This is a genomic window from Amnibacterium endophyticum (assembly GCF_042680685.1).
GTDB classification, from domain to species: domain Bacteria; phylum Actinomycetota; class Actinomycetes; order Actinomycetales; family Microbacteriaceae; genus Amnibacterium; species Amnibacterium endophyticum.
This window is the reverse complement of sequence record NZ_JBHUEA010000015.1, coordinates 33,039-57,463: the sequence shown is the minus strand read 5'-3', so window position 1 is coordinate 57,463 and position 24,425 is coordinate 33,039. Positions and strand designations below refer to the sequence as shown.

Genomic DNA, 24,425 nt, shown 5'->3' with positions numbered 1-24,425 from the left:
CCGATAGGGTCCTGCTGGTGACCAGGACCGCCCCCCGTGCCCGTCCCGCGAAGGAGCTGCGGCACTGGCGCACGGCGGTCTTCACCATCTTCGCCCTCACCGGGCTGGTGTTCGCGACCTGGGCGAGCCGGGTCCCCGGCATCCGCGACCTGCTGGGCGCGAGCACCCAGGAGATGGGTTTCCTGATCATCGGGATCAGCGCCGGATCGATCACGGGTCTGATCGCGGCGAGCCACATCATCGCGAGGCTCGGCGCGACGCGGACGATCCTCGTCGTCTACGCCGCCGTCAGCGTGGCGATGATCGCGCTCGGACTGGTCGTCGCGGTCGCTCCGTCGTTCGCGGCGATCTTCGTGATCCTCCTGGTCGTCGGGCTCTCGAGCGTGGTCGACGTCGCCATGAACCTCTCCGGCGCGGCGAACGAGCGCGCGATCGGCCGCACGATCATGCCCCTGTTCCACGCGTCGTTCAGCGGCGGCACCGTCCTGGGCGCCGCCCTCGGGTCGCTGCTCGAGGCGGCCGGTGTGCCGATCGCGGTCCACTTCGCCGGCGTCGGCGTCGTGGCCCTCGCGACCACGGTCGTCCTCGTCCGCTTCCTCCAGCCCGCCGAGCAGCCGATCGACGCGACCGCCGAGGTCGCCCCGAGCACCTGGCGCGACCGGCTGTCCGTCTGGCGCGACCGCCGCGTGCTCCTGATCGGGGCGGTCGCGCTCGGCATGGCGTTCGCGGAGGGCAGCGCGAACGACTGGCTGAGCCTCGCGATGGTCGACGGCCACGGCCTCGACAACGCCGGCGGCGCCGCGGTGCTCGCGGTCTTCCTCGCCGCCATGACGGTCGGCCGCATCGGCGGGGTGCCCCTGCTCGACCGCTTCGGCCGCGTCCCGGTGCTCCGCGGCACGGCTGCGCTCGCGGTCGTCGGCCTGCTCGTCGTGATCTTCGTGCCCGTCGACGGGATCGCGGTCGTCGGCGTGGTGCTCTGGGGCCTCGGCGCCTCGCTGGGGTTCCCGGTCGCCATGTCGGCCGCGGCCGACGACCCCCGCACCGCGACCGCGACGGTCAGCGCTGTCGCGACCATCGGCTACTTCGCCTTCCTCGTCGGCCCGCCCGTCATCGGGGTGCTCGGCGAGCACGTCGGCATCCTGAACGCGCTGCTCGTCGTCCTGGTGCTCGTCGTCGGCACGGGGCTCGCGGCGCCGGCCGCGGGCTCGCCGAGCCGGCCGGCCGCCCGCGCCGCCTGAGTAGGCTCGGCGCGGTGATCGACACCTCGACGGACCGGGCGCGGGAACGGCTGGCCGCGGCGCTCGGCTCCCGGCGGTGGGTGGACGAGGTCGCGGGTCGCGGCCCGTACGACTCGGTGGCCGCGCTCGTCGAGGCGGGTGACGCCGCCGCGCGCCGGCTCACGGACGAGGACCTCGACGAGGCGGTCGCGCACCACCCCCGCATCGGCGAGCGGGCCAGCGGCGACGGCACCGCGGTGCGCCTCTCGGCGGACGAGCAGGCCGGGCTCGGCCGCGCCGAGGAGGGGCTCGACGCCGCGATCGCCCGCGGCAACGCGGTGTACGAGGAGCGGTTCGGTCGGGTGTTCCTCATCCGCGCGGCGGGACGCAGCCGGCAGGAGATCCTCGACGAGCTGCAGCGCCGTCTCAAGCAGGACCCCGCGGACGAGACCGCCGAGGCGAAGGACCAGCTGCGGCAGATCGCCGCGCTGCGCCTCGGCGCCCTGTTCGAGGAGGACGCGTGAGCCAGGTCACGACCCACGTGCTCGACGCCGCGTTCGGGACGCCCGCGGTCGGGGTCGGGGTCACCCTCGACCGGCAGACCCACGACGGCTGGAGCGAGGTCGGGGGCGGCGCGACGGACGCCGACGGCCGCATCAGCGCCCTCGGGCCCGACCGGCTGCCGGACGGGGTCTACCGGCTGGTGTTCGCGACGGGCGACTACTTCGACGCGACGAGGCGCCCCGCGTTCTACCCGGAGGTGCAGATCGCCTTCCGGGTGAGCGGCACGGAGCACTACCACGTGCCGCTGCTGCTCAGCCCCTTCGCGTACTCGACCTACCGCGGCTCCTGAAGCAGCGCGGGCAGCGCCGCGAGCGTCGTGACCGCCGCGTCCGGGCGCGGCCAGCCGTCCTCGGGTGCGATGTCGTGCCGGTCGACCCAGACCGCGTGCAGCCCGGCGGCGCGGGCCGGCGCGACGTCGTGCCACAGGTTGTCGCCGACGTACCAGGCGTCGTGGGCGCCGATCGAGGCCCGGTGCAGCGCGACGCCGAAGACCTCGGGGTCGGGCTTGCGCAGCCCGATCTCGCCGGAGATCACGAGCGGGTCGAACCGCTCGCCGAGTCCCGTCGCCGCGAGCTTGCGCCGCTGCACGGTCCCGGCGCCGTTCGTCAGCAGCCCGATCCGCGCCCCGGTGCCCTCCACGGCGTCGAGCGCCGGCAGCACGTCGTCGTAGAGGCGGAACATCGCCCGCTCCTCCTCCGTCCAGCGGTGCAGCGTCGCGGTGAGCAGGCGCGGGTCGTCGGCGCCGACGGCCGTGAGCGCCGCCCGCCAGATCTCGGCGGCGACCGCGTCCCCGTCCCGGCCGCCGAGCATCCAGTCGTCCTCGACCTCGGGCCAGAGTCGCTGCCACGCCGCCGTGTTGGCCGCGACCAGGTCGTCGGCGGAGACCCCGGGGAGGTCCGCCGCGATCGCCTCGCAGGTGCGGCGCATGGCCGCGGGCAGGCCGGAGCCGTCGAGCAGGGTGCCGTCCAGGTCGAACAGCACCAGTCGCGGGGGCGCCATCGCTCGATCCTGTCGTGCGGCGCCTGGCGAGGTCCCGCAACCTGGGAGCCGCCTCCGGGACGCGCCGGATCCAGGCGCTCCGCAGGGGCGTCCTGCGAGCGTGGAGGACCCGAGGACGTCGGGAACACGTCCGACCCACGAGGAGGAACGGCATGGCCATCGGAGACAAGGCGAAGGACGCGGTCCAGCAGGCGGCCGGCAAGGCCGAGGAGGCCGTCGGCAAGCGCACCGACGACGCGGAGCTGACCGGTCAGGGCGTCAAGGACCAGGACATGGGATCCGACCGCATGGAGACCGAGAAGGCGAAGGACGCCTCCGACTCCTGAGCGGATCACGACGAAGGGCCGGCGCCTCGGGCGCCGGCCCTTCGTCGTGCCGGAGGCGATGCCGCGCTCGGCCGTCAGGCGAGGTCGACGAAGGTCCACCAGGCGTCGCCCGCCGGCCCTTCGTCGTGCCGGAGGCGATGCCGCGCTCGGCCGTCAGGCGAGGTCGACGAAGGTCCACCAGGCGTCGCCCGCCGGCGCCGCGTCGTCGCGGAGGGCGCTCGCCTGGATCAGCCCGTAGGGGCGGTCGTCGGCGTGGAACACCTCGTTCTCGTTCGACTCGTCGAACGGGGTGAAGTCGACGAGGAAGTGGTGCTTGTTCGGGGCGACCAGCCGGATCTCCGCGATCTCGGGGTACGCCTCGAGCGCCGCCCGGCCCATGTGCCAGAGCGTCTGCTGCAGCGCGAGGCTGTCGAGGGTCGCGAACCGCTCGAGCATCACCGCTTTCACGCCCGCGTACATCCCGTTCCAGTCGAGGTCCGCGGCCGGGTCGCTGACCCGCCAGCGCGCAGTCAGCGAGGTCGCCATGATGCGGTCGTCCGTCGGCTGGAGCGTCGTGTACTCGTCGACGAGGAAGTCCTTGAAGCGGCTGCCGGTGCTCTTCAGCACGATCAGGTCCTTGAAGCCCTGGACCACGTGCGTCGCGGGCGGCTCGAGCGTGACGGCGGCCGTCCGCACCTCCTGGCCCGTCCGCACGAACGTGTGGTCGTGCGGCGCCCCTCCCACGGCGACGCGGGTCCAGTCGAAGCGCTCGATCTCGATCCGGGCGGCCTCGACCGGCGCGACGTCGTCGACGAAGTGGTGCGCGAGCGCCAGGCCGTAGGCCTCGATCGGGTCCGGCACGACCTTCTTCGCCCAGACGTAGGCGGAGTTCTTCTGCGTGTCGGTGGGCAGGACGTTCCGCTGGTCGCCGTCGAGGTAGGCGGCGTCGAAGTCGCCGCGCAGCGCCGAGGAGACGTTCAGATCGGTGATCCCGTGCACCGGGCTGTCCCGCACGAGCCGCACCAGGCGGGTCTCCGCCTTCCCGTACTGGTTGGGGCCGAGGACGATCGCCATGGGCGGCAGCCTCCCAGGCGCAGGTTTCGGTCGTGTGAAGGCCGCGCCAGGATCATCGGTGTGGACGATCTGCTCGCGGCGTACGACGACCAGCTGCGCGGGGACGCGGAGGTGCGCAGCGCCTTGCGCACCATGCGCCTCGGGCCCGCCCTGCTCGCGGTGTTCCCGGACGGCTTCGGCTTCATCACCTGCCGCGACCTGCCGCCCGGCGATCCCGCGCCGTTCGTGCGCGACGCGCTCGACCGGCTGCGCGCCGACGCGGACGTCCGGGTCGTCGAGTGGAAGACCCGGGCGCACGACCGTGCGCCCGGGCTGCTCGAGGCGCTCGCCGCGGCCGGCTTCGAGGAGGGGGAGGCCGAGTCGATCATGATCGGGGAGGCGCGGCTGCTCGCCCGGGACGTGCCGCTGCCGGAGGGCGTGCGGCTTCGACGGATGACCTCGCCGGACGACGTCCGCGCCGCGAGCGCGATGGCCGACCAGGTCTTCGGCGACCCGGTCTCCGAGGACCGGGCCGAGGACCTGCTGCGGCGCATCGCGCGCGGCGGCGAGCTGTGGGCGGCCGAGTCGGGCGGCGAGGTGGTGTCGACCGGCCGGCTCGAGCCGGTGCCCGGCACCGCGTTCGCGGGGCTCTGGGGCGGCGCGACCCGGGCCGATCACCGGCACCGCGGCATCTACCGTGCCCTGACGGCCGCCCGAGCGAGATCCGCGCTGGACCGCGGGATCCGCTACCTGAGCAGCGACTCGACCGAGTTCTCCCGCCCGATCCTCGAGCGCTCCGGGTTCCGCCGCGTCTCCTCGACGACCCCGTGGGAGTGGCGCCGCTGATCCGCTCGACCCGCACCGCGGAGCCCGCCGAGGTGCGTTCTCGCGCGTGTCAAGCCCCAGGCGGCGACTTCGCGGCGTCTTCCCATCCGGCGCGCGGGCGACTACCATCGGTGGCGGCGCCGGGACAGCGGTGGACACGACGACGACCCGCGATCTGCGGCCCGCGTGCTCCGTCACCGGTCGCCGAGATCGAGGCCGATCGGCCTCAGGTGAGCAGGTCGACATGACCGCACTGCCCGTCCCCCACGACTCCGCCTCCTACAGCACGCGCACGTGCCGCTGCGGCGAGCACATGCTGCGCGCCGCAGAACCCGCCCGGTCGGGCTGGGTCTGCCCGTCCTGTGGGCGGCGCGCCCGCCGCTGAGCGTCAGGCGCGCTCGAGCAGCCGCCCTCGCGGCGCCGCGGCGGGGTCGACGTCGACCCCTGCGAGCAGGGTGCGCCGCACGACCCCGACGAGCTCGTGGTGCAGGTACGCGCTGACCGGGTTCCGGTAGCGCAGCCCCGACGCCTCGAGCGCGTACGGGGCGTCCGGCGCGAAGACCACCAGGTCGGCGTCCGCGCCGACCGCGATCCGGCCCTTGGTGCCCAGGCCGACGAAGTCGGCGGTGCGGCGGCTGAACCGGTCGACGACGGTCTCCAGCGGGACGCCGCGACGGCGCGCCTCGGTCCAGACGGCGGACAGGCCGGACTGCAGCCCGGCGATGCCGCCCCAGGCCGCCTGGAAGTCGCCACCGCCCGCGAACTTGCGCTCCGGGGTCGAGGGGGAGTGGTCGCTCACGACGAGGTCGACGACGCCCTCCAGCAGGCCCCGCCACAGCGCGTCCTGGTTCGCGCGGTCGCGGATCGGCGGGCAGCACTTGTACTGCGTCGCGCCGTCCGGGATGTGCTCCTCGTCGAAGACGAGGTAGTGGGGGCAGGTCTCGGCGGTGAGCCGCAGGCCCTCGGCCTTCGCCGCGGCGACGAGCGGCAGGGCGCTCGCGGCCGACAGGTGCAGCACGTGCGCGCGCCCGCCGGTGCGCCGGATCCCCTCGATCACCGCGCTGATCGCCGTCGTCTCGGCCTCGGGCGGGCGGGACGCGACGAACGCCGGGTATCCCGGCCCTCCGCCGCCCACGTGCCGGTCGAGCACCTCGGGGTCCTCGGCGTGGACGATCAGCAGCCCGTCGAAGGCGGCGAGCTCCTCGAGCGCGCGGTCCAGCTGCTCGTGGGAGAGGTGCGGGAACTCGTCGACGCCCGAGGGCGCGAGGAAGCACTTGAAGCCGAAGACGCCCGCGTCCCACAGCGCCTCGAGCGACCCCAGCGAGGCCGGCACCGCACCGCCCCAGAAGCCGACGTCGACCAGCGCGGAGCGCGCCGCCGCCTCGCGCTTCACCCGCAGCGCCGCCGGGTCGATCGTCGGCGGGATCGAGTTCAACGGCATGTCGATCAGCGTCGTGACGCCGCCCGCCGCCGCGGCCGCCGTGGCGGTGCGGAAGCCCTCCCACTCGGTGCGGCCGGGTTCGTTGACGTGCACGTGCGTGTCGACTAGGCCCGGGAGCAGGACCTCGTCCGCGGCCAGCCGGATCGCCTCCGCCGGCGTCGCTCCGAGGGGCTCGACGGCGGTGATGCGGCCGTCCTCGACCGTGACCGCGGCGGGTCGGAAGGCGCCGTCCACGAGCGCGCGGTCGGCGGCGATGACGAGGCGGTGCACACCGCGGATTCAAGCAGCAGCACTTTTCCGGCGTGTGTCGCGATGCGCTCGCGGACGCGGAGGACCCCGCGCGGGGCGGTTGCCTCGCGCGGGGTCGGGTGCTCCGTGGAGCGGCGTCAGGCCGCGACGGGCTGGCGCACCTGGCGCAGGGCGCCGGCCCAGGCCTCGAGCTGGCCGAACAGGCCCTCGGCGCCGACCTCGTGCTGCGGGCCGGGCGTGAACTCCACGTCCGGGGTGCCGAAGCCGCTGAAGTCGGTGAAGATGCTGAAGGCGAGCTGCGTGCGGACGTGCGCGAGCTGCAGCTCGGACGACACCAGGCGCAGCTGCTCGACGGCGCGGGCGCCGGAGAGCGAGCCGTAGGAGGCGAAGCCCGCGGCCTTGTTGTTGAACTCGGGGTAGATCGAGTCGAGCGCGTTCTTCAGGACGCCGGAGAAGCTGTGGTTGTACTCCGGGGTGATGAAGACGTAGCCGTCGAACTCGGCGATCTTGGCCGCGAAGCGCTGCACCTCGGGGTCGCTCGGCGGCACGTAGGCCGGCGAGACGCCGTCGAAGAAGGGCATCGGGTAGTCGCGGAGGTCGACGAGCTCGTAGTCGGCGCCGTCGCGGTCCGCGGTGCGGTCCATGATCCAGTTCGCGACGTGCTCGCCGAGGCGGCCCTGGCGGGTGCTGCCGAGCACCACGCCGATCTTGAGGTCGGCCATGAGGTCCTTCCGATAGTGGTTGACGTATCTACTACTATCACACCTCGATGACGCGTCAACGACGCGCTGCTACTGTAGGGCCATGGAGCACGAGGCAGGCCTGGCGCCCGACGACCTCGCGGTCTGGCACGCCCTCTCCGCGATGCACGGCACGGTCGAGCGGTTGCTCGAGCAGCGGCTCCAGCACGACGCAGGGCTGTCCCTCGCCGACTTCGAGGTGCTGCGCGGCCTCGCCTCCGCGGAGGGGCATCGGCTGCGCGCCGGAGCCCTCGCGGACGTGCTCGGGTGGGAGAAGAGCCGCATCTCCCACCAGGTCCGGCGGATGGCCGACCGCGGCCTGCTGCAGAAGGCGGGCTGCCCGACCGACGGCCGCGGCACCTGGGTGGAGCTCGCGGACGCGGGCCGGGACGCCTTCGCCTCCGGGACCTGCGGCTTTGTCGAGGTGCTGCGCCGCCACCTCGTCGAGGCGCTGGACGTCGACGAGAAGCGCGTGCTGCGCTCCGCGGCGCGCGTCGTGGGCGAGCGCGGGGTGCCGCAGCCGGAGCACGTGGACTGACGTCCCGCATGGGGCGTTCTCGCAGGCGGCGTCGGCATCGTGGGTGCCTGACGAAAGGATGCGGATGAACCCCATCAAGGCACTGGTCGATGCCGGCTTCAAGAGCGAGTACGCCTACTGGGGCGGCTTCGTCTCCATCGGTCTCAGCTTCGCGGCGTGGGGCATCTCCCAGGCCAAGGACCAGCGGGACAAGGCGCAGTCGGACCGCTGGGGGATCTTCGTCGGCCACTGGGCGCCGACGTTCTTCGCCCTCGGCATCGCGCTGAAGCTCGAGGAGTAGCGGCTCGCGCTCTCAGGAGCGAGGACACGGCCGAGCGGGGGGGCGCCGCGACGTGTCGTCGCGGCGGCCGCTCCGTCGTCCTGGACCGTCAGGGGACCGTGAGCCAGGTCTTGACGGGCCCGTAGGTGCACCAGCACCACAGGAGCTGCAGCACCGTCGAGAGGGCGACGAGCGCGATCGCGACCGTGCGGCTCGGCGTCCTGATCGCGCCGAGAGCGGGCGCCATCGGCATGAGCAGGCGCGGCAGGCTCGTCTGCGGCATGAACACGGCGAGCAGGTACAGCGCGTAGGCCCCGACCCAGATGCGTGCGGTGCGCCCGAGGCGCCTCGCCGGGATCAGGACGAACCACGCGGTCGCGCCGACCACCAGGCCGAGCACGGGCGGCCCGGCGATGCCGAACAGCTGCTGCGCGACGAACAGCCAGGGCTCGAACGGCGTGAACACGGCGCTGCCGGTCCACGGCGCCCGCCACGCGATCTCCGTCAGCACGTAGGCGTCCGCCCGTCCCGTCGCGGACCCGGCGATCAGCGGCCAGGCGAGCCCGCCGACCCCTGCGACCGCGAGCAGCGCGAGGTCCCAGGTCGTGCGGCGCGTCCAGCGCCGCTCCTCCCGCCAGCGCTGCAGCAGCACGAGCGCGACGGCGAGGGCGACGGCGAGGACGCCGGGCCGCGTCAGCGACGCGGCGATCACGACGGGGATCGCCCACCCGCTCCGGCCCCGATCGACGAGGAGGAGGGCGCCGAAGACGAGGCAGAGCATCATCGAGTCCGCGTACGCCGTCTGCAGCATGAAGGCGACGGGCGAGAACGAGAAGAGGGCCACGGCGAGCAGTGCGCGGTCCGCGCCCACGTGCGGTGCCAGCAGCAGCCCGAGCAGCACGGCCGCCGCGGCCCCGAGCACGAGGGCGGTGCCGACCGCGGCGGCGGACCAGTCCGCGCCCGTGATCGTCGAGACGACCCGGGTCACGAACGGGTAGCCGGGCAGGAACGCCCACTCGTTCTGCAGCACCTGCCCGTGCGCGTCGACCGGCAGCGTCGCCGGGTAGCCGCCGTAGGCGATGCGTCGGTACCAGCGCCCGTCCCAGACGCTGGAAAGTCCCGTGAACGACGGGGAGGCCCCCGCCTCCGAGGCCGCGGTGGTCTGCGTCGTCAGCCAGAGCAGGAAGACGCTCGTCACCGTCCTGGCGGCGGCGAAGAGCGCGAGGCAGTGCAGTACCAGCGACCCCGCCCGGAGGGTCGGGCGGGGCATGACCGCCCGGAGGTCGGCCGTCGCCGCCCGGTCGACCGTCACGGACCGATGGTGTCATGCGAGCGGTCCGAGTCCCGTCCGCCCGGCCGCCGGTCGGCCGGGCGACGGCATGCGCTTCAATCGCGCCGTGCGCTCCTTCAGCGATCCCGTCCTGCTCGAGTCCGGCCTGGTCCGCCTCGAGCCCCTCGCCCGGCACCACGCCGACGGGCTCGCCGCGGCGGCCGCGGACGGCGATGTCTGGCGCAAGTGGTCCACCAGCGTGCCCGCGCCGGACGAGGTGCCGGCGGAGATCGAGCGCCGGCTCGCCCTGCAGCGCGCCGGGACGATGGCCCCCTGGGCGACGTGCCTGCCGGACGGCACCCCGGTCGGGATGACGACGTACATGAACCTCGACGCGCCGAACCGTCGGCTCGAGATCGGCTCGACCTGGCTCGCCGCGTCCGCCCAGCGCACCGCGGTCAACCCCGCGGCCAAGCTGCTGCAGCTGACCCGCGCGTTCGAGGTGCTCGACTGCATCGCGGTCGAGCTCCGCACCGACTGGCACAACCGGCAGTCGCGCCGCGCGATCGCTGCGCTCGGCGCCAAGCAGGACGGCGTGCTCCGCAGTCACATGCTGCGGCCGGGCTACGTCCGCGACACCGTCGTGTTCTCGATCATCGCCTCTGAGTGGCCCGCGGTGCGGCTGGGGCTGCGCGAGCGGCTCGGGCTGCCGAGGGAGGCGGGCGGCGCCCCTCGTTAGGCTGCTGTCCCGGCCGACCCAGCGGCCGGGAAGGTCACGGATGCCCGACATCGTCGTTCGCCCCGCACGGCTCGCCGACGGCCGCGAGCTCATCTACTTCGACGACGAGGGCAGCACCCTGCCCGCGGAGCGCGCCGAGGACCGTCGGCCGGGGGAGCAGCGCCCGCCGACGGCGACCATGCGGCAGGACCTGCTGACCGGCGACTGGGTCTCCATCGCGTCGGCGCGGCAGAACCGCGCCTTCCTGCCGCCGGCGGAGGCGGACCCGCTGGCGCCGCAGACGGCCTCGAACCCGTCGGAGGTGCCGTCCGAGTACGACGTCGTCGTGTTCGAGAACCGCTCTCCGTCCTTCGGGCCGGCGCTCGCCGACCACGCGGACGCGGCTCCAGAGGGACTGGCCGACCTCGCGCTGCCCGGCGTCGGCCGCACGCGCACCTCCGTCGGGCGCTGCGAGGTCGTCTGCTTCGACCCGCGGACCGAGGGCTCGTTCGCGGACCTGTGGCCGAACCGGGTCCGCACGGTGGTCGAGGCCTGGGCGCAGCGCACCGCGGCGCTGTCGGCGCTGCCCGGCGTGCAGCAGGTGTTCCCGTTCGAGAACCGGGGCGAGGCGATCGGCGTCACGCTGCACCACCCCCACGGCCAGATCTACGCCTACCCCTACGTCACGCCGCGCACGTCGCGCCTGCTCGAGCAGATCGACCGCTACGACGGCGACCTGTTCGCGGACCTGCTCGCGTTCGAGCAGGCGGGGGAGCGCGTCGTGCTGGCGACCCGGCACTTCACCGCCTTCGTCCCCTTCGCGGCCCGCTGGCCGGTCGAGCTGCACCTGCTGCCGAACCGGCACGTGCCCGACCTCGCGGCGCTCACCGACGAGGAGCGCGACGAGCTCGCCGAGGTGGCGCTGCGCCTCGTGCGCGCGGTCGACGCGCTCTACGACGACCCGACGCCGTACATCGCGGCCTGGCACCAGGCGCCCGTGCACTCGCACCGCGACTCGGTGCGGCTGAACTGGCAGATCACGTCGCCCCGGCGCGGTCCCGACCGGCTGAAGTACCTCGCGGGGTCGGAGGCGGCGATGGGCGCCTGGATCGGCGACCTGGTGCCCGAGCAGACCGCGGAGCGGCTGCGGACGGCGCTCGCGAAGGCGGACGCGGAGCGCCCGCTGTGACCGTCGGCACCGAGCGCGTGGGCGCGCTCTTCGCACAGACCTACGGCGGCGAGCCGGCCGGGCTCTGGCGGGCCCCCGGGCGCGTGAACCTGATCGGCGAGCACACCGACTACAACGAGGGCTTCGTGCTGCCCTTCGCGATCGACCGCGCGACCACGGTCGCCCTGTCGCCGCGCGACGACCGCGTCGTCCGCCTCGTCTCGACCTTCGACGACCGGGTCGTGGAGTCCGACCTCGGCCGCGTGGCCTCGCGCGACTTCGACGGCTGGGCCGCCTACCCGCTCGGAGTCGCCTGGGCATTCGGGGAGCGGGCCGTCGACCTGTCGCGCGTGCACGGGTTCGAGCTCGCGATCGACTCGGACGTGCCGGTGGGGGCGGGGCTGTCCTCGTCCGCGGCCATCGAGATGGCCGTGGCCGTCGCGCTCGACGAGGTGTGGGGCACCGGCCTCGACCGCACGGCGCTCGCACGCATCGGGCAGCGGGCGGAGAACATCGCGGTCGGTGCGCCGACCGGGATCATGGACCAGGCGGCCAGCGTGTTCGGCGAGGCCGACGCGGCCGTGTTCCTCGACTGCCGGTCGATCGCGGTCGAGCAGGTGCCCCTCGGCTTCGACGCGGCCGGCCTCGTGCTGCTCGTCGTGGACACCCGGGTGGAGCACAGCCACGCGACGGGCGGCTACCGCGACCGCCGCGACGCCTGCGAGCGCGGCGCCCGCGAGCTGGGCGTCACCGCCCTGCGCGACGTGACGGTCGACGACCTGCCGGGCGCCGAGCAGGTGCTCGACGACATCGTCTTCCGCCGCGTGCGCCACGTCGTCACGGAGGACGCGCGGGTGCAGGAGAGCGTCGCCGCGCTGAAGGCGGGCGACCTCGCGGCGTTCGGGCGGCTGATGTACGCGAGCCACGACTCCATGCGCGACGACTTCGAGATCAGCGTGCCCGAGCTCGACGCCGTGGTGGAGGCGGCCCGCGCCGCGGGGGCGATCGGGGCGCGGATGACCGGCGGAGGCTTCGGCGGGTGCGCGATCGCGCTGCTGCCCGGGGGCGACGCCGCGGGCCTCGCGGACCGCGTGCTGCGGGACTTCGCCGACCGGGGCTGGACGGCTCCGGTGCCGTTCACGGTGGTCCCGTCGGAGGGCGCTCGCGCCCTCCGCTGATCCGTCTCCCGATGGTCGAGGTGCGAGCGCAGCGAGCCTCGAGACCCCCCGCCCGCTGGGAGGATCGCAGCATGACGCGGTACCCCTTCCGGCAGGTCGACGTGTTCCCCGGCTCCGTGCTCGGCGGCAACCCCGTCGCCGTCGTGCTCGACGCCGAGGGGCTCGACGAGGGCGCGATGCGGCGGCTCGCCCGGTGGACGAACCTCTCCGAGACGACGTTCGTGCTGCCGCCGACCGGCGACGCCGACTACCGCCTGCGGATCTTCACGCCGGCGGAGGAGCTGCCGTTCGCCGGCCACCCGACCCTCGGCTCCGCGCACGCCTGGGCGGAGCACACGGGGTCGACCGCGGAGGCCCTCGTGCAGGAGTGCGCCGCCGGGCGGATCGACCTGCGGCGTCGGGAGGGCGGCTGGGCGCTCGCCGCGCCGCCCCTGGTCCGTGGCGGACCCGCGAGCGACGGGGAGGCCGCGGTCGCAGCCGGCGCGCTCCGGATCCCGCGGGACGCCGTGCTCGACGCCGAGTGGGTCGACAACGGGCCGGGCTGGCTGGCCGTGCGCCTCGACTCCGCCGCGGCGGTGCTGGCGCTCGAGCCCGACCTCGCCGCGATGCCCTTCCCGATCGGCGTCGTCGGCCGCCACGCGGACGACGGTCCCGCGGACCACGAGGTGCGGGCGTTCGTGCCGGGCCTCGGCGTGCCGGAGGACCCGGTGACGGGCAGCCTGAACGCCGGGATCGCGACGTGGTTCTTCCGCACCGGGCTCGCGGCGGGCTCGTACACGGTCCGGCAGGGCACGGCGCTCGGCGCGGACGGGCGCGTGCTCGCCAGCGACGACGGGAGCAGCGCCTGGATCGCGGGCGCGACCCGCACGGTGGTCGCCGGCGAGGTCGACCTCTGACGGCCCGCCTCATATCGCGATAGCTGCCGCGTCAGCGCCTCTGCAGCGGCAACTATCGCGATATGAGGGTGTCGCGGCGGCCGCGGAGGGCGAACCAGCCGGCGACCACCGTGCCGATGCAGAGCGCGGCGGCGCTCGCGGCGAGCGATGCGCCGACGCCGATCGCGGCACCCAGCAGACCGACGGTGAAGCCGCTGCCGAGGCGGAGCCCGTTCGCGCTGACGCCGTAGAGACCGATGACGCGGCCGCGCTCGGCCGGCGGCGCGAGCAGCTGCACGACGGTCTGGGAGATCGACATCGAGGCGAGGTTCGCCGCGCCGCCGACGAAGAGCAGCAGCAGCGCGAGCCAGTACCAGCCGGTCAGGGCGAAGCCGAGGATCGAGACCCCGTAGGCGAGCGTCGCGACGACCGACGCGCCCACGGTCGACGGCACCCGCCCCGTCGCCTCCAGCAGGACACCGCCCACGACGCCGCCGGCGCCGACGGCGAAGAGCAGCGCGCCGTAGGCGGGCCCGGCGCCGCCCGCCCCCAGCCGGTCGGCGAACGCCGGCATCGTCGTCTGCAGGGACGCGCCGACGAAGAACGAGCCGAGGCCGGCGAGGACGAGCATCGACACCAGGGTGCGGTCGGTCCGCACGAGTCGCAGCGTGCGGAACGCCTCGCGCAGGCCCGCCGCCGCGCGTCGGGCGCCGCCGTCCCGGAGGTGGCCGGTGTAGGGCGTGCGCAGCAGGAAGACGATCAGCGGCGCGTAGATCAGCGCGTTCACGAGGATGCCGCCCACGGGACCGAGGCCGAAGAGCAGCACCGAGCCGACGACCGGGCCGAAGAGGATCCCGAGGCTGCGGAAGGTCGCGTTGAGCCGGACCGCGCTCGGCAGCTCCGCCCGGCCGACGAAGTCGTGCAGCAGCAGCTGCTCCGCCGGCGTCCACAGGGCCCCGGCCGTGCCGTGCAGGACGAGCAGCACGCAGGCCGCCGCGACCGACAGCGTCCCGGTGGCGAAGAGCACGCCCCACGCGATCGACACGGCGGCGAACAGCAGCGCCCCCGCCTGCACGATGCGGCGGCAGTCGTAGCGGTCGGCGAGCTGCCCGAACGGCACCGACAGCAGCAGGAACGGCAGCCAGTGGCTGATCACCGCGAAGCCGGCGAGCGCGGGGGAGCGGAACTCCTGCCACAGCACCCAGTAGGTGATGACGTGCTCGATGTTGTCGGCCATCATCATCATCGCAGCGAGCACGAGGTAGGTCGCGCAGTCCCGGTTCCGGAGCGGCGCGAAGCGGGTCACGCGGCCTCGTCGAAGCGCGCCGCGGCCTCCGCGTAGCGCCGCAGCACGAGGTCGACGAGTCCCGGCGCCGGCGTCTCGTGGGCGACGAGCAGCGGGTCGGTCACGACCTCGGCGCCCGCCTGCGCGGCCCGGTCCTGGAAGTAGCCGGGCGCGAGGAGGTAGCTGGCGACCACGACCCTGCCCCCGCCGTCGCGCGCGGCCCCCACGGCCGCAGGCAGCCGGGGCTCCGCGGCCGAGAGGAAGCCGACGGTCACCTCGCGCCCGAGGCGTGCGGCCAGGGCCTCGCCCACGACCCGGCAGTCGTCGACGGCGCGGGCGTCCGAGGACCCGGCGGCGGCCAGCACGACCCGGTCGCCGCCCTCGAGCCCGGCCTGCTCCAGGCGCGCGCGGAGCACCTCGACGAGCGCGGCGTCGGGGCCGAGCGCGCGGGCGATCCGCACCGCGTCCTTCCGGTCCCGGACCGCGCGGCGCAGGTCGACGTGCACGTGGTAGCCCGCCGACAGCAGCAGCGGCACGATGACGCCGCGCCGGTCCAGCTCCAGACGGGCGAGCACCGTGGCGACGTCGGGCTGCAGCACGTCGACGAAGCCTCCGCGGACGTCCCCGTGCCGGGCCCGGACCGCGGCGACGAGCGCGCCGACCGCGGTGCGCCCGGCGACCGAGCCGGTGCCGTGCGAGATCGCGAGCAGCCGGGGTCGCGCGGTGGTCAGCTCCACGGGCGGCTCCGCATGGCGCCGACCGTACCCGGCCTCCACCCGGTCCGGCGTCACACCCCGGAAACCGGCGCGGGCTAGCGTGCTGGCGACGACCGGGAGGTGCGGTGATGTGCACGACGCCGGCGTCCGGCCCCGCGCCGCGGCCGCTCGAGGGCTTCCGCATCGGGGTGACCGCCGACCGGCGCAGCGCCGACCTCGTCGACGCCCTCCGGCGCCGCGGTGCGGAGGTGCTCCACGCGCCGACCGTCCGCATGGCCCCGGCGGAGGACGAGGCCGCCGTCCTCGCCGAGACGCAGGCGATCGTCGCGGCGCGACCGAGGGCGCTGCTCGCCACCACCTCCTACGGCATCGGGCGCTGGTTCGAGGTCGCGGACGCGCATGGGCTGGGGGAGGAGCTGCTCGACGCCCTGCGGCCGAGTGCCGTGCTCGTGCGCGGCCCGAAGGCGCGGGGCGGGGTGCGCGCGGCGGGGCTCGAGGACGAGGGCATCAGCGAGCGCGAGACCACGGAGAGCCTCATCGACCTCGCGCTGCAGCGCTTCGTCCAGCCGGTGGTCTTCGCGGTGCAGCAGCACGGCTTCACGGACGAGGCGCAGCTCGACCGCCTGCGGGCCGCCGGGCACACCGTCCTGCCGGTCACGCCCTACCGCTGGCTCGCGCCGGACGCGGCGGACGACCGCGTCGAACGCCTCCTGACGGCACTCGTCGCGGGCGCCCTGGACGCCGTCACCTTCACCAGCGCTCCGGCGGCGGAGGCCCTGCTGCACCTCGCCGCTTCGTCCGGACGGGACGCGGCCGTGCTGGCCCGGCTCCGGGACGGCCCGCTGGTCGCCGCGGTCGGTCCGGTGACGGCGGAGCCCCTCGTCCGGGCGGGCGTCCCGGTGGTCTGGCCGGACCGGTTCCGGATGGGGGCGCTGATCAGGCTGGTCGCCGACCGCCTGGAGCGGGAGCGCGTCCTCCGCGTCGAGTCCGCGTTCGGCGCCGTCGAGCTGCGCGGCTCGGTCCTCCGCGTGGCCGGCGAGCGGGTGCCGCTCTCCCCGACCGGGCTCGCGCTCCTGAAGGCGCTCCTCGTCGCCGACGGGCAGGTGCTGTCCCGCGAGCAGCTGTCGGCGGCGGCGCCGGGCCCCCTCGACGACCGGGCGCTCGAGGTGGCGCTGAGCCGCCTGCGCCGGTCGATGCCGCACCCCGAGCTCATCCAGACCGTGATCAAGCGGGGCTACCGGCTCCAGGTGGCCTGACGCGCCCACGTTCCTCCCAGGATCTTCATAGAAGCCCGACGGGGCCCCCGACCGGGTGAGAGGAAACGGTTACGCGACCGACCCGAAAGGGGACGACCGCCGAAACACCCGCTTCCTAGCGTCGTCAGCACGCCGGACCCGGCGCCCGCGCACCACCCGTCGCAGCAGGAGGCAGACCGCTCATGAGCGCCGCAGAGGACGTGCTCGCACCCCCCACGAGCACGAAGGGGAGCGGCATCACGCGCCGCCCCGGTCGCTGGGTCGACGGCTGGGACCCCGAGGACACCGCGCAGTGGTCCGCCGAGGGGTCGGCGGTCGCCAAGCGCAACCTCGGGTGGTCGATCTTCGCCGAGTTCCTCGGCTTCGTCGTCTGGCAGCTCTGGAGCATCGTGGTGGTCTCGCTGCCGACCGCGGGCTTCACCTTCGACACCGGTCAGATCTTCTGGCTGATCTCGATCCCGAGCCTCGTCGGCGCGACGCTGCGCTTCCCCTACTCGTTCGTCGTCGCCCGCTTCGGCGGCCGCAACTGGACGATCGTCTCCGCGGGGCTGCTGCTGATCCCGACCATCCTGCTCGGCCTCGCGGTCGGGAACCCGGACACGCCCTTCCCCGTGATGCTGCTCATCGCCGCGACCGCGGGCGTCGGGGGCGGCAACTTCGCCAGCTCGATGTCGAACATCACCTACTTCTACCCGCAGCGCGAGAAGGGGTGGGCGCTCGGCCTGAACGCCGCAGGGGGCAACCTCGGCGCGTCCGTCGCGCAGTTCACCGTCCCGATCGTGATCACCATCGGTGCGGCCGCGGCGACGAAGAACCTGCCGCTCGCCGGGTTCGTCTGGATCCCGCTCATCCTCGTCGCGATGGTCGGCGCGTACCTCTTCATGGACAACCTGTCGACGGCGAAGTCGGACATCGCAGCGTCGCTGTCCGCCCTCCGGGAGCCGCACCTCTGGATCCTCGCCTTCCTCTACATCGGCACCTTCGGCTCGTTCATCGGCTTCGCGGGCGTCTTCCCGAAGCTCATCGTCGACCAGTTCCCGGCCTTCTCGACCTTCCAGGTCGGCTCCGCCGCGATCTCCCTCGCATTCCTCGGAGCCCTGTTCGGCTCGCTCTCCCGGCCCTTCGGCGGCCGGCTCGCGGACCGCGTCGGCGGCTCCGCGATGACGCTCGTCGCCTTCGGCGTGATGGGGCTCGGCGCGCTGGCCGTGATGCTGGTGCTGCCGCTCGGGAACTTCTGGCTCTTCCTCGCCTGCTTCCTCGTCCTCTTCATCGCGACTGGCGTCGGCAACGGGGCGACCTACCGGATGATCCCGACCGTCTTCGCAATCCGCGCCGGCACCGCTGACGCGCACCGCGCGGGCGGGGACATCAGCGTGCAGCGCCGGGCGGCGGCCTCCCTCGGCATCATCTCGGCGGTCGGCGCCTACGGCGGGTTCATCATCCCGCAGGTGCTCGGAGCGGTGAAGACGTCGACGGGCAGCTACAGCCCGGCCTTCGGCGGGTTCATCGTGGCCTACCTCGTGATGATGGCCGTCACCGCGTTCTTCTACTTCCGCCGCGCGACCCTCGGGCAGCGCGTGTGACGCTCGCGCCCCCCGCGCCGCCGTCGGCCGCCACGGCGACCCACTGCCCCTACTGCTCCCTGCAGTGCGGGGTGCGGGTCGGCGCGGCCGCCGACGGCGTGCACCTCGAACCGCAGCAGGACTTCCCCACCAACCGCGGTGGCCTCTGCTCGAAGGGCTGGAACGCCGGCTCGCTGCTCGGTCACCCGGAGCGGCTCACCACCCCCATGGTCCGCAGCGTGACGGGCGACAGGACCAGCCCGTTCCGACCGGCGACCTGGGATGAGGCGCTCGACCTCGTCGCCGACGCCATCCGCCGGAGCCAGGGCCTCCACGGCGCCGACAGCGTCGGCTGCTTCGGCGGCGGCGGTCTGACGAACGAGAAGGCGTACGCGCTCGGCAAGTTCGCCCGCGTCGTGCTGAGGACCTCCGCCATCGACTACAACGGCCGCTTCTGCATGTCGTCGGCCGCGACCGCTGCGAACCGCGCCTTCGGCATCGACCGCGGCCTGCCGTTCCCGCTCGCGGACATCGCGAAGGCCGAGGCGGTCCTGCTCGTCGGGTCGAACCCCGCCGCGACGATGCCGCCCGCGATGCGGGTGTTCGAGGAGGGGCGCGCCGCGGGCGCCGTGCACGTGGTCGCGGACCCGCGGCGCACGGCCACCGCGGCGACCGCGAGCCTGCACCTGCAGCCCCGCCCCGGCACCGACCTCGCGCTCGCGAACGGCCTGCTCCGGCTCGCGCTCAGCGAGGGCCTGATCGACGAGGACTACATCGAGCGGCGCACGATGGGCTTCGGCGCCGTCCGCGCCGCGGTGACCCGGTACTGGCCCGACCGCGTGGAGCGGATCACCGGCGTGCCGGTCGCGGATCTGCGGCGCACGATCCGGGTCCTCGGCGAGGCGCGCAGCGCGATGATCCTCACGGCTCGCGGCGCCGAGCAGCACAGCAACGGCACCGACACCGCGCAGGCATTCGTGAACCTCGCGCTCGCGCTCGGCCTGCCCGGCAGGCCGTGGTCCGGCTACGGCACGATCACGGGGCAGGGCAACGGCCAGGGCGGCCGGGAGCACGGGCTGAAGGCGGACCAGCTGCCCGGCTACCGGAGGCTCGCCGACCCCGCGGACCGCGCGCACGTCGCCGCGGTGTGGGGCGTCGACCCGGCGGAGCTGCCGGGGCCGGGGCGCTCCGCCTACGAGATGCTCGACCGGCTCGGCACCGCGGACGGCGTCCGGGTGCTGCTCGTGCTCGCGTCGAACATCGCCGTGTCGGCGCCCGACGTCCGCCGGGTCCGCGACCGGCTGGCGCGCCTGGACCTGCTCGTGGTCTCGGACCTGTTCCTCGGCGAGACCGCCGAGCTCGCCGACGTCGTCCTCCCCACCACGCAGTTCGCGGAGGAGGAGGGGACGCTGACCAACCTGGAAGGCCGCGTGATCCGCCGCCGCCGCGCGATCGACGCGCCGGCCGGGGTCCGCAGCGACCTCGAGATCCTGCGCGGCCTCGCCGATCGGCTGGGCCTCGGGCACCGGATCGACACCGACCCGGAGGTGGTCTTCGACGAGCTCCGGCGTGCGAGCGCGGGCGGGATCGCCGACTACGCCGGGATCACCTACCGCAGGATCGAGGACGAGCAGGGGGTGTTCTGGCCCTGCCCGGAGCCCGGCCACCCGGGGACGCCCCGCCTCTTCGCCGACCGGTTCCCGACCCCGACGGGCCGCGCCGCATTCATCCGGGTGCTGCACCGGTCACCGGCCGAGACGCCGGACCGCCGGTACCCCTACGTGCTCACCACGGGCCGCATCACCGGGCAGTACCAGAGCGGCGCGCAGACGCGGCGCCACCGCGGCGACGCCGAGGCGGCAGGAGAGCCGCAGGCGGAGCTGCACCGCGACCTCGCCGCGCGCGCCGGTGTCGCCGACGGCGACGTCGTGGAGCTCGCCACCCGTCGCGGCACCGCGCGCTTCCGCGCCCGCGTCAGCGGCGACATCCGCCCAGACACCGTCTTCCTGCCGTTCCACTGGGGCGGCGCGACCAGCGCGAACCTGCTCACCAGCACCGCGCTCGACCCGGCGTCCCGCATGCCCGAGTTCAAGGCGTGCGCCGTCGACGTGCGCCGCATCGGCGGCCCGGACGACGGCCACCTGCTCACCGATGCGCCGCCCGCCCACGACCCGCCCGCGGCCCCGCCGCCACACGCCACCGATCCCGGCACCAGCAGGAGGACCACCCGCATGATCTCCGAGAACCGATTCCTCCAGGGCATCCACCCCTTCACCGGCACCGGCGCTCCCGCCGCGATCGGCGGCGGTCTCAGCCGCACGGTGCCGGACGGGGTGGTCACCCAGGCGCTGTACTTCCGCGGCGGCAACTCCACCGACGAGCTGATCACCGCCGTGCTGTCCGTCGACGGGCAGCCCCGCCGCTACTTCCCGATCGGCGCGAAGGACCAGGTGCACGTGCCGCTGCGCGTGGTCGAGGACTTCGAGGGCGGGTCCGTGATCGAGGTCCTGCTGCACGCCCCTGACGGGTTGACCGGCACAGTCGTCGTCGACCTGGGCATGGTGGAGCACTGATGACCGACCTGCTCTCCGCCCCCGCGCTGCCGGCGACCGGCGACGGCCGCACGGAGCTCGTCGTGATCGGCAACGGCATGGCCGGCGCACGCCTGGTCGAGGAGGTGCTGGAGCGCGGCGGCGCCGACCGCTTCCGGATCACCGTCTTCGGGGACGAGCCCTACGGCAACTACAACCGGATCCAGCTGAGCCACGTGCTGTCGGGGGAGGAGGACGACGCCGACATCTACCTGAACCCCCTGGACTGGTACGACGAGCACGACGTCCTGCTCCGATCAGGGGTGCGCGCGACCCGCATCGACCGGTTCGCGAAGCTCGTGCTCGCGGACGACGGCAGCGCGACGCCCTACGACTCGCTCGTGATCGCGACCGGCAGCCGGCCGTTCCTGCCCTCGATGGACGGCATGCGGCGGCCCGACGGCTCGCTGCTGCCCGGCGTCTTCTCCTTCCGGACCCTCGACGACACCCGCGGGATGATCGAGCACGCCGGCGAGGAGGACCACCGCCGCGCGGTCGTGATCGGGGGCGGCCTGCTCGGGCTCGAGGCGGCGCGCGGGCTGCAGAGCCACGGGCTCGACGTCACCGTCGTGCACTCCGCCGGGCACCTGATGAACGCCCAGCTGTCGCCCGAGGGCGGCGCGATCCTGCGCCGCAGCGTCGAGGCGCTCGGCATCGAGGTCCGGACCGGCAGCCGGACGACCGCCCTGCTCGGCGGGGACCGGGTGCGCGGCGTGCGGCTGCGCGACGTCGGGGACCTCGTGTGCGACATGGTGGTGGTCGCGGCGGGTGTCCGCCCGAACGTCGACGTCGCGGTCGTCTCGGGCATCGCGGTCGAGCGCGGCATCGTGGTCGACGACCAGATGCGGGTGCAGGACGAGGACGGGATCTACGCCGTCGGCGAGTGCGCGCAGCACCGCGGCGAGCTCTACGGGCTCGTCGCACCGCTGTGGGAGCAGGCGGTGGTCCTGGCCGACCACCTCGCCGGCACCGATCCCGAGGCCCGCTACCTCGGCTCGCGCACCACGACGAAGCTGAAGGTCGCGGGCGTCGAGGTCGCGTCGATGGGGCTGTCGGCGCCGGAGCGGGACACGGACGAGCACATCGTGTTCTCCGAGCCGTCCCGCGGCGTGTTCAAGTCGCTGATCATCCGGGACGGCAGGCTGGTCGGTGCGACCCTGCTCGGGGACAGCCGCAAGGTCGCGTGGCTGACGCAGGCGTTCGACGACGGGCTGCCGCTGCCGGCCGAGCGGGTCGAGATGCTGTTCGACGTCGGCGGGCCGGCCGAGGAGGTCGGCGTCGCCGAGCTCGACGACCACGCCCAGGTCTGCAACTGCAACGGCGTCAGCAAGGGCGCGATCCTGCAGACGGTGCAGGGCGGGATCCGCACTATCGGCGGGGTGATGGACAAGACCCGGGCCGGGAAGGGCTGCGGCTCCTGCAAGCTGCTCGTGAAGCAGGTCGTCGAGTGGGCCGCCGGCGACGCGCTCGAGGTCGACCCGGCCGCGTCCTACTACGTTCCCGGGATCCCGCTCGACAAGCCGACACTGATGCGCGAGATCCGCGAGCGCGGCCTCCGCTCGGTGTCCCAGGTGTTCGCGGCGCTCGCGCCGGACGGGGCCGACGACGCGAAGTCGAAGATGGGCCTCACCTCGCTGCTGCGGATGATGCTCGGCGACGACTACGTCGACGAGCGCGACGCCCGCTACATCAACGACCGGGTGCACGCGAACATCCAGCGCGACGGCACCTTCTCCGTGGTGCCGCAGATGAAGGGCGGCGTGACCTCGGTCGATCAGCTGCGCCGCATCGCCGACGTCGCCGAGAAGTACGACGTGCCGATGGTGAAGTTGACCGGCGGGCAGCGCATCGACCTGCTCGGCATCCGCAAGGAGGACCTGCCGAAGGTGTGGGCCGACCTCGACATGCCGTCCGGGTACGCCTACGGCAAGAGCTTCCGGACGGTGAAGACCTGCGTCGGGCAGGAGTTCTGCCGCTTCGGCGTCGGCGACTCGACGAAGCTCGGCGTCGAGATCGAGTCGCGGTACCAGGGCATCGAGAGCCCGGCGAAGATGAAGCTGGCGGTCTCGGGCTGCCCCCGCAACTGCGCGGAGTCGATGGTGAAGGACGTCGGCATCGTCGCGGTCGAGGGCGGGAGATGGGAGATCTACATCGGGGGCGCCGCCGGGGCGCACATCCGCCGCGGGGACCTGCTCGCGACGGTCGACGACCCCGAGACCGCGAACCTGCTCACGGGGCGGTTCATGCAGTACTACCGCGAGAACGCCAACTGGCTCGAGCGCACCTACGCCTTCGTGCCGCGGATGGGGCTCGAGTTCCTGCAGCAGGTGCTGGTGGAGGACTCGCTCGGCATCGCCGCGGGCCTCGACGAGCGGATGCAGCAGTCGGTCGACGCCTACCGCGACCCCTGGAAGGAGGGCGCCGACCCGCAGACGCCCGGGCAGTTCCGGACCGCCCTGCCGCTCGAGGTGCTGCCGAGCGTGCCGCGGCGGCAGAGCGCCGAGGCGACGCGATGACCGCGGCCCCGGTCGCGGTCGCCATCGCGCCGCTCGCCGACATCCCGCTCGGTGAGGGGCGCGCGTTCGCCGTCGCGGGGGAGCAGGTCGCGGTCTTCCACCTGCGGGACGGATCCGTGCGAGCGGTGCAGGCGGTCTGCCCGCACCGCGGTGGTCCGCTCGCCGACGGGCAGATCGACCTCGGCGTCGTCGTCTGCCCGCTGCACCTGAACGTGTTCGAGCTCGACACGGGTTGCTCCAGGTCCGACCAGCCGCCGCTGCGCGTCTACCGCGCGAGCGTCGACGAGGCCGGCACAGTGCTCGTCGAGCCGGGCGGCACCGCGGGCTGCGAGGCGTCGTGACCGGCGAGGTGGTGCTCGTCGGGGGCGGGCCCGGCGACCCCGAGCTGCTCACGGTCGCCGCCGTGCGCGCGCTCGGAGCGGCGGACGTCGTGCTGCACGACCGGCTGGCGCCGCATGCGGACCTGCGCGTACTGGCACCCGCAGCCCGGCTGGTCGACGTCGGCAAGCGCCCGGGCCACCACCCGCTGCCGCAGCGGGCGATCGAGGCGCTCATGGTGGAGCACGCGCTCGCGGGCGCACGGGTCGTGCGGCTGAAGGGCGGTGACCCCTTCGTGTTCGGGCGGGGCGCCGAGGAGGTCGACGCCTGCCGGCTCGCCGGCGTCCCGGTCCGGGTCGTGCCGGGGGTGAGCTCGGCCGTCGCGGTCCCTGCTGCGGCGGGCGTCTCGGTGACCGAGCGGGAGGTGTGCCGCCTCTTCACCGTCGTCTCGGGGCACGCCCCGCTCTCCGACGCCGAGTGCCGGCACCTCGCGGGCCTCGGCGGCACGATCGTCGTGCTGATGGGGGTGACGAACCTGCCGAGCATCACCGCGGGCCTGATGCGCGGCGGGCTGCCCGCCGCGACCCCCGTGGCGATCGTGGAGCGGGGCTGCACGCCCGCGCAACGCACCCTGCTGACGGATCTCGGGCGGGCGATGTGGGACGCCGCCGAGGCCGGCGTGGCGTCGCCCGCGGTGGTCGTGATCGGGAAGGTCGCAGTCCGTGCGGAGGCGGCTGCGGCGACCGCCTCGGCCGTCGGGGCGGTCGCCGCGTCCTGATCCG

At 74.3% G+C, this 24,425-nt stretch carries 23 protein-coding genes and 1 pseudogene; 17 read left to right on the top strand and 7 right to left on the bottom strand.

Features of this window, described 5'->3' with window-relative positions:
- Positions 1–17: 17 nt before the first annotated feature.
- The 3 genes from ACFSBI_RS10645 to uraH are packed head-to-tail and all read left to right on the top strand — an operon-like array spanning position 18 to position 2,070.
- A complete protein-coding gene (locus ACFSBI_RS10645) occupies positions 18–1,238 on the top strand; it encodes an MFS transporter (RefSeq protein ID WP_377934751.1) in 1,221 nt (406 codons plus the stop codon).
- Between the two features lie 14 nt (positions 1,239–1,252).
- Entirely contained in the window at positions 1,253–1,741 is a 489-nt protein-coding gene (gene uraD, locus ACFSBI_RS10640; RefSeq protein WP_377934749.1) for a 2-oxo-4-hydroxy-4-carboxy-5-ureidoimidazoline decarboxylase, read from the top strand.
- Entirely contained in the window at positions 1,738–2,070 is a 333-nt protein-coding gene (gene uraH / locus ACFSBI_RS10635) for a hydroxyisourate hydrolase (RefSeq protein WP_377934747.1), read from the top strand. The genes uraD and uraH overlap by 4 nt, the downstream gene beginning before the upstream one ends.
- On the opposite strand, the gene ACFSBI_RS10630 is transcribed toward uraH, so the two are convergent.
- The gene (locus tag ACFSBI_RS10630; protein WP_377934745.1) at positions 2,055–2,780 is read right to left on the bottom strand and encodes an HAD family hydrolase; all 726 of its coding nucleotides are present in this window, start codon (positions 2,778–2,780) and stop codon (positions 2,055–2,057) included. The two genes, uraH and ACFSBI_RS10630, sit on opposite strands and share 16 nt — an antisense overlap.
- Positions 2,781–2,932: 152 nt before the next feature.
- On the opposite strand from ACFSBI_RS10630, the gene ACFSBI_RS10625 reads away from it, so the two are divergent.
- Positions 2,933–3,106 carry a CsbD family protein gene (locus tag ACFSBI_RS10625; protein ID WP_377934743.1) on the top strand — a complete coding sequence of 58 codons (174 nt, stop codon included), beginning with the start codon at positions 2,933–2,935 and terminating at the stop codon, positions 3,104–3,106.
- Between the two features lie 153 nt (positions 3,107–3,259).
- On the opposite strand, the gene pucL is transcribed toward ACFSBI_RS10625, so the two are convergent.
- Positions 3,260–4,159, bottom strand: coding sequence for a factor-independent urate hydroxylase (gene pucL / locus ACFSBI_RS10620; RefSeq protein ID WP_377934741.1), 900 nt, complete (start codon positions 4,157–4,159; stop codon positions 3,260–3,262).
- A 60-nt stretch (positions 4,160–4,219) separates the two neighbouring features.
- Here pucL and ACFSBI_RS10615 point away from each other — a divergent pair, with 60 nt between their 5' ends.
- Positions 4,220–4,984: a GNAT family N-acetyltransferase gene (locus ACFSBI_RS10615; protein WP_377934739.1), complete on the top strand. Its 765-nt coding sequence runs from the start codon at positions 4,220–4,222 to the stop codon at positions 4,982–4,984.
- 367 nt (positions 4,985–5,351) lie between these two features.
- On the opposite strand, the gene allB is transcribed toward ACFSBI_RS10615, so the two are convergent.
- Both allB and ACFSBI_RS10605 read right to left on the bottom strand, forming a co-directional pair.
- Positions 5,352–6,674, bottom strand: a complete 1,323-nt coding sequence (allB, locus tag ACFSBI_RS10610) for an allantoinase AllB (protein WP_377934738.1) — start codon at positions 6,672–6,674, stop codon at positions 5,352–5,354.
- Between the two features lie 116 nt (positions 6,675–6,790).
- A complete protein-coding gene (locus ACFSBI_RS10605; protein ID WP_377934736.1) occupies positions 6,791–7,375 on the bottom strand; it encodes an NADPH-dependent FMN reductase in 585 nt (194 codons plus the stop codon).
- A gap of 82 nt (positions 7,376–7,457) precedes the next feature.
- Between ACFSBI_RS10605 and ACFSBI_RS10600 the strand changes: the two genes are divergently transcribed.
- Both ACFSBI_RS10600 and ACFSBI_RS10595 read left to right on the top strand, forming a co-directional pair.
- Entirely contained in the window at positions 7,458–7,931 is a 474-nt protein-coding gene (locus ACFSBI_RS10600) for a MarR family winged helix-turn-helix transcriptional regulator (protein WP_377934734.1), read from the top strand.
- Between the two features lie 64 nt (positions 7,932–7,995).
- Positions 7,996–8,211 (top strand): hypothetical protein, encoded by a 216-nt coding sequence (locus ACFSBI_RS10595; protein WP_377934732.1) that lies wholly within the window; start codon positions 7,996–7,998, stop codon positions 8,209–8,211.
- Between the two features lie 88 nt (positions 8,212–8,299).
- On the opposite strand, the gene ACFSBI_RS10590 is transcribed toward ACFSBI_RS10595, so the two are convergent.
- Complete coding sequence (locus ACFSBI_RS10590) at positions 8,300–9,502, bottom strand: hypothetical protein (RefSeq protein ID WP_377934731.1); 1,203 nt, start codon at positions 9,500–9,502, stop codon at positions 8,300–8,302.
- A gap of 67 nt (positions 9,503–9,569) precedes the next feature.
- On the opposite strand from ACFSBI_RS10590, the gene ACFSBI_RS10585 reads away from it, so the two are divergent.
- The 4 genes from ACFSBI_RS10585 (at position 9,570) to ACFSBI_RS10570 (ending at position 13,420) form a co-directional block, all read left to right on the top strand.
- Positions 9,570–10,199, top strand: coding sequence for a GNAT family N-acetyltransferase (locus ACFSBI_RS10585; protein ID WP_377934729.1), 630 nt, complete (start codon positions 9,570–9,572; stop codon positions 10,197–10,199).
- A 40-nt stretch (positions 10,200–10,239) separates the two neighbouring features.
- Positions 10,240–11,367: a galactose-1-phosphate uridylyltransferase gene (gene galT / locus ACFSBI_RS10580; protein ID WP_377934727.1), complete on the top strand. Its 1,128-nt coding sequence runs from the start codon at positions 10,240–10,242 to the stop codon at positions 11,365–11,367.
- Positions 11,364–12,524, top strand: coding sequence for a galactokinase (galK, locus tag ACFSBI_RS10575; RefSeq protein WP_377934725.1), 1,161 nt, complete (start codon positions 11,364–11,366; stop codon positions 12,522–12,524). The genes galT and galK overlap by 4 nt, the downstream gene beginning before the upstream one ends.
- A gap of 71 nt (positions 12,525–12,595) precedes the next feature.
- Complete coding sequence (locus ACFSBI_RS10570; RefSeq protein ID WP_377934723.1) at positions 12,596–13,420, top strand: PhzF family phenazine biosynthesis protein; 825 nt, start codon at positions 12,596–12,598, stop codon at positions 13,418–13,420.
- Positions 13,421–13,472: 52 nt separating this feature from the next.
- Here ACFSBI_RS10570 and ACFSBI_RS10565 read toward each other — a convergent pair whose 3' ends face one another.
- The gene (locus ACFSBI_RS10565) at positions 13,473–14,705 is read right to left on the bottom strand and encodes an MFS transporter (protein ID WP_377934721.1); all 1,233 of its coding nucleotides are present in this window, start codon (positions 14,703–14,705) and stop codon (positions 13,473–13,475) included.
- Positions 14,702–15,421: a sirohydrochlorin chelatase gene (locus tag ACFSBI_RS10560; protein ID WP_377934719.1), complete on the bottom strand. Its 720-nt coding sequence runs from the start codon at positions 15,419–15,421 to the stop codon at positions 14,702–14,704. Before ACFSBI_RS10560 ends, ACFSBI_RS10565 begins: the two co-directional genes overlap by 4 nt.
- A 107-nt stretch (positions 15,422–15,528) precedes the next feature.
- Between ACFSBI_RS10560 and ACFSBI_RS10555 the strand changes: the two genes are divergently transcribed.
- From ACFSBI_RS10555 to cobA, 6 genes and pseudogenes are all read left to right on the top strand, one after another.
- Complete coding sequence (locus ACFSBI_RS10555; RefSeq protein WP_377934717.1) at positions 15,529–16,656, top strand: uroporphyrinogen-III synthase; 1,128 nt, start codon at positions 15,529–15,531, stop codon at positions 16,654–16,656.
- Between the two features lie 182 nt (positions 16,657–16,838).
- Positions 16,839–18,239: an MFS transporter gene (locus ACFSBI_RS10550; protein WP_377934715.1), complete on the top strand. Its 1,401-nt coding sequence runs from the start codon at positions 16,839–16,841 to the stop codon at positions 18,237–18,239.
- Positions 18,236–20,791 carry a molybdopterin oxidoreductase family protein gene (locus ACFSBI_RS10545; RefSeq protein ID WP_377934713.1) on the top strand — a complete coding sequence of 852 codons (2,556 nt, stop codon included), beginning with the start codon at positions 18,236–18,238 and terminating at the stop codon, positions 20,789–20,791. The genes ACFSBI_RS10550 and ACFSBI_RS10545 overlap by 4 nt, the downstream gene beginning before the upstream one ends.
- Positions 20,791–23,325: a nitrite reductase large subunit NirB gene (gene nirB, locus ACFSBI_RS10540; RefSeq protein ID WP_377934712.1), complete on the top strand. Its 2,535-nt coding sequence runs from the start codon at positions 20,791–20,793 to the stop codon at positions 23,323–23,325. Before ACFSBI_RS10545 ends, nirB begins: the two co-directional genes overlap by 1 nt.
- Positions 23,322–23,570, top strand: a pseudogene (locus tag ACFSBI_RS10535) (Rieske (2Fe-2S) protein); the annotation flags it as partial. The gene nirB and the pseudogene ACFSBI_RS10535, both read left to right, overlap by 4 nt.
- A complete protein-coding gene (gene cobA / locus ACFSBI_RS10530; protein ID WP_377934807.1) occupies positions 23,462–24,421 on the top strand; it encodes a uroporphyrinogen-III C-methyltransferase in 960 nt (319 codons plus the stop codon). The pseudogene ACFSBI_RS10535 and the gene cobA, both read left to right, overlap by 109 nt.
- The last annotated feature ends 4 nt before the right edge of the window (positions 24,422–24,425 follow it).